General features: G+C 75.2%; 4 protein-coding genes. All 4 read left to right on the top strand.

The genetic code is table 11. The features are described from left to right. Nucleotides 1-848 (top strand): RecB family exonuclease (locus tag V6V16_RS27660; RefSeq protein ID WP_334566868.1); only part of this gene is annotated, 848 nt, incomplete at its 5' end. 204 nt (nt 849-1052) lie between these two features. Next, nucleotides 1053-1256: a transcription antiterminator/RNA stability regulator CspE gene (cspE, locus tag V6V16_RS27655; RefSeq protein ID WP_007464836.1), complete on the top strand. Its 204-nt coding sequence runs from the start codon at nt 1053-1055 to the stop codon at nt 1254-1256. Between the two features lie 225 nt (nt 1257-1481). After that, on the top strand, nt 1482-2804 hold the full coding sequence (locus tag V6V16_RS27650) for a DEAD/DEAH box helicase (protein ID WP_334566866.1): 1323 nt from the start codon (nt 1482-1484) through the stop codon (nt 2802-2804). 183 nt (nt 2805-2987) lie between these two features. Further along, the gene (locus V6V16_RS27645) at nt 2988-3176 is read left to right on the top strand and encodes a hypothetical protein (protein ID WP_334566865.1); all 189 of its coding nucleotides are present in this window, start codon (nt 2988-2990) and stop codon (nt 3174-3176) included. Nucleotides 3177-3268 lie beyond the last annotated feature (92 nt).

Below are 3268 nucleotides of genomic sequence, written 5' to 3'. Positions count from 1 at the left end.
CGACCGGCCAGCCGCCGGGGGGCGGCGACCGGGCCGGCCACCCGCCGGCCGACGGGGACCCGGCCCGCCGGGACCGGGCCGGCCGCGACGACGACGGCGCCGGGGAGGCCGGCGACCCGTCGGGCGGCGATCCGGACGTGGCGCGGTGGCGGCGGGAGGCCGACCTGCTGCTGGCCGAGCGCGCCGAGCTGACCCGGCAGGGCGGCGCGGTGGAGGTGGCGCTGCCCGGGCAGCTCTCGGTGACCCAGCTGGTGGCGCTGCGCCGGGACCCGGCGGCTCTGGCCCGGGCGTTGCGCCGCCCGGTGCCCACCGAGCCCAATCCGTACGCCCGCCGTGGCACCGCCTTCCACACCTGGCTGGAGCAGCGGTTCGGCGCCGACCGGCTGCTCGACCTGGACGAGTTGCCGGGCGCCGCCGACGCGGACGCCGCGCCCGACGAGGCGCTGGCCGAACTCCAGGAGCGCTTCCTCGCCAGCGAGTGGGCCGACCGGGTGCCGGTGGAGGTGGAGGTGCCGTTCGCCACGGTCATCGCCGGGGTGGTGGTCCGGGGGCGGATGGACGCCGTCTTCGCCCGCCCGGGCGGCCGGTTCGACGTGGTGGACTGGAAGACCGGCCGGCAGCCCGCCGGGCCCGCCGCCGACGTGGCGGCCGTGCAGCTCGCGGTCTACCGACTGGCCTGGGCGGAGCTGGCCGGGGTGCCGGTGGAGCGGGTGGGCGCGGCGTTCCACTACGTGCGGGACGGGGTCACGGTCCGCCCGGCGGACCTGCTGGACACGGACGGACTGACCGCGTTGATCGCTTCGTTGCCGGAAATCCCGGCAGACGGTGGTGCCGGGCCGAATCCGTGATAGGTTGGTCGCGTTGCAGTTATGGTTCCCAGAGACTCTGTGTGCGCCTGGAGGATTGTGGCCCAGGCGCTCTTTGTTGTGTCCGGAGTTCTCCGGGCGGGGCGAACCAGAAGCGACAAGCGAGCCAGGCAGTTCCGCGTGGCGCGCTCCTCTTCGAGCCCGCAACAGGTGTGGGTTCGACGTTCCGTCAAGGAGACGAAACAAATGGCTATTGGCACCGTCAAGTGGTTCAACGCTGACAAGGGCTTCGGCTTCATCACCCCGGACGGCGGCGGCGCCGACGTCTTCGCCCACTTCTCGGCGATCCAGTCCTCCGGCTACCGGAGCCTGGACGAGAACCAGCGGGTCGAGTTCGAGGTGACCCAGGGCCAGAAGGGCCCGCAGGCGGAGAACATCCGTCCGCTCTGATCTTCGGATCCACGAGTAACACCCACCGCGCCCTCCGGGTGCGGTGAACGGGACCGGCCCGCCGCCCCGTCGACCTGCGTGAGCAGGCGGCGAGTCGGCGGCGGGCCGGGCCCCGTACCCCTTTCGGTTCGTGCTTGTGAGTCACCCGCGGCCTGGTCCGCCGGTGACAGCGCCGACTCCCGGCGCCCTCCCTCGACACGTGCCGCCGTCGAGGAAGGCTTCCGCATGACCACTGTCATTCCGTCGTTCGCCCATACCGGGCTGGCCCCGGCGCTGCTCGCCGAGCTGACCGCCCAGGGCATCACCGAGCCGTTCCCGATCCAGTCGGCCACCCTGCCCGACTCGCTGGCCGGCCGGGACGTGCTCGGCCGGGGCCGCACCGGCTCCGGCAAGACGCTCGCCTTCGGGCTTCCCCTGCTGTCCCGCATCGCCGGCCGCCGGGCCCGTGCGGGCCGGCCGCTGGCCCTGGTGCTGGTGCCGACCCGCGAGCTGGCCCAGCAGGTGACCACGGCGCTCGACCCGTACGCCCGGGCCGTCGGACTGCGCTGCGCCACCGTCGTCGGCGGCCTGTCGCTGCAACGCCAGGCGGACGCGCTGCGCGCCGGCGCCGAGCTGGTCGTGGCCACCCCCGGCCGGCTGCACGACCTGATCAACCGTGGTGACGCCCGGCTGGACCAGGTCGGCATCACCGTGCTCGACGAGGCCGACCAGATGGCCGACATGGGCTTCCTGCCGCAGGTGACGAAGCTGCTGGAACAGGTCGCCCCGAACGGCCAGCGGATGCTCTTCTCGGCCACCCTGGACGGCGGCGTGGACAAGCTGGTCCGCCGCTTCCTGAGCAGCCCCGTCACGCACTCCGTGGACCCGGGCACCGCCACGGTGACCGCGATGACCCACCACGTGCTGCACGTCGACGCGTTGGACAAGCCCACCGCGCTGACCTGGATCGCCGCCCGCGAGGGCCGGACGATCCTGTTCATGGGCACCAAGCACCGCGCCGACCGGCTCGCCCGGCAGCTGCTCTCCAAGGGCGTACGCGCGGCCGCGCTGCACGGCGGCAAGTCGCAGCCGCAGCGCACCCGGATCCTGGAGCAGTTCCGCACCGGGCAGGTCACCGCCCTGGTCGCCACCGACGTGGCGGCCCGGGGCATCCACGTCGACGGGCTGGACATGGTGGTCAACGTGGACCCGCCGACCGAGGCGAAGGACTACCTGCACCGGGGTGGGCGTACCGCCCGGGCGGGGGAGTCCGGCACCGTGGTCACCCTGGTCCTGCCCGAGCAGCGCCGGGACGTGTCCCGGCTGATGGCGACCGCCGGCATCCGTCCCGAGTCCGTCCAGGTGCGTTCCGGCGACGAGGCCCTGGCCCGGGTCACCGGGGCCCGGGAGCCGTCCGGTGTGCCGGTGACGATCGCGCCGCCCCCGCCGCAGGCCACCTCCGCCGCCGGCCGGTCGGGTGGCCGCGCCGGTGAGGGCGGTCGGGCTCCGCACCGCGCCTCGGGCCGGCCGCGCCGCTCCCGCCGCCCGCGCACCCCGCACGTCTCCTGACGACCCTCCTCCGTTCGACCGTCCATCGGCACCGGTCGCGGGCATCCGCGCCCGGACCGGTTGGCTGAGTCCGGAATCAGCCAACGGTGCGTCCGATCGGCGACTGTTTCCGCCGCCGTGGGTGGTGGAAGCTGTGAGCGGGGGAAGCAACCGGGCGGGCCGCCCGGCGTGGAGGGGGGGACCATGGCGGGCGACGCCGGCTCGGGCGCGGTACGGGAACTGCTGTTGGTGCTCGCGGTGGCGCTCGCCGGGCTGTTGCTGGCCGTGGTCGCGGTCTTCACGCCGTGGCACGCCGGCCCGGACGGGGCCGCGCCGGCGGCGCCGGTCGAGCTGCGCAGCCCGACCGAGCACCCGGCCACCACGGCGGGCTGACCGGCCCGGTCCGAGCAGTCGCCCACCCGCCGCGGCGGCCGGGCCGCGCGGGCCCTGACCGGTGGGCACGCCCACCGCGCGGGCGGGGCCCG

Origin of the sequence: Micromonospora sp. CPCC 205561 (assembly GCF_036906775.1) — a bacterium.
GTDB lineage: Bacteria > Actinomycetota > Actinomycetes > Mycobacteriales > Micromonosporaceae > Micromonospora.
The sequence above is the reverse complement of the archived record's forward strand: the minus strand, read 5'-3'. Positions and strand labels throughout refer to the sequence as shown.

Coding starts and splice junctions, on each gene's coding strand:
- cspE (WP_007464836.1), top strand. CDS start 1,053: ATGGCTATTGGCACCGTCAAGTGGTTCAACGCTGACAAGGGCTTCGGC.
- V6V16_RS27650 (WP_334566866.1), top strand. CDS start 1,482: ATGACCACTGTCATTCCGTCGTTCGCCCATACCGGGCTGGCCCCGGCG.
- V6V16_RS27645 (WP_334566865.1), top strand. CDS start 2,988: ATGGCGGGCGACGCCGGCTCGGGCGCGGTACGGGAACTGCTGTTGGTG.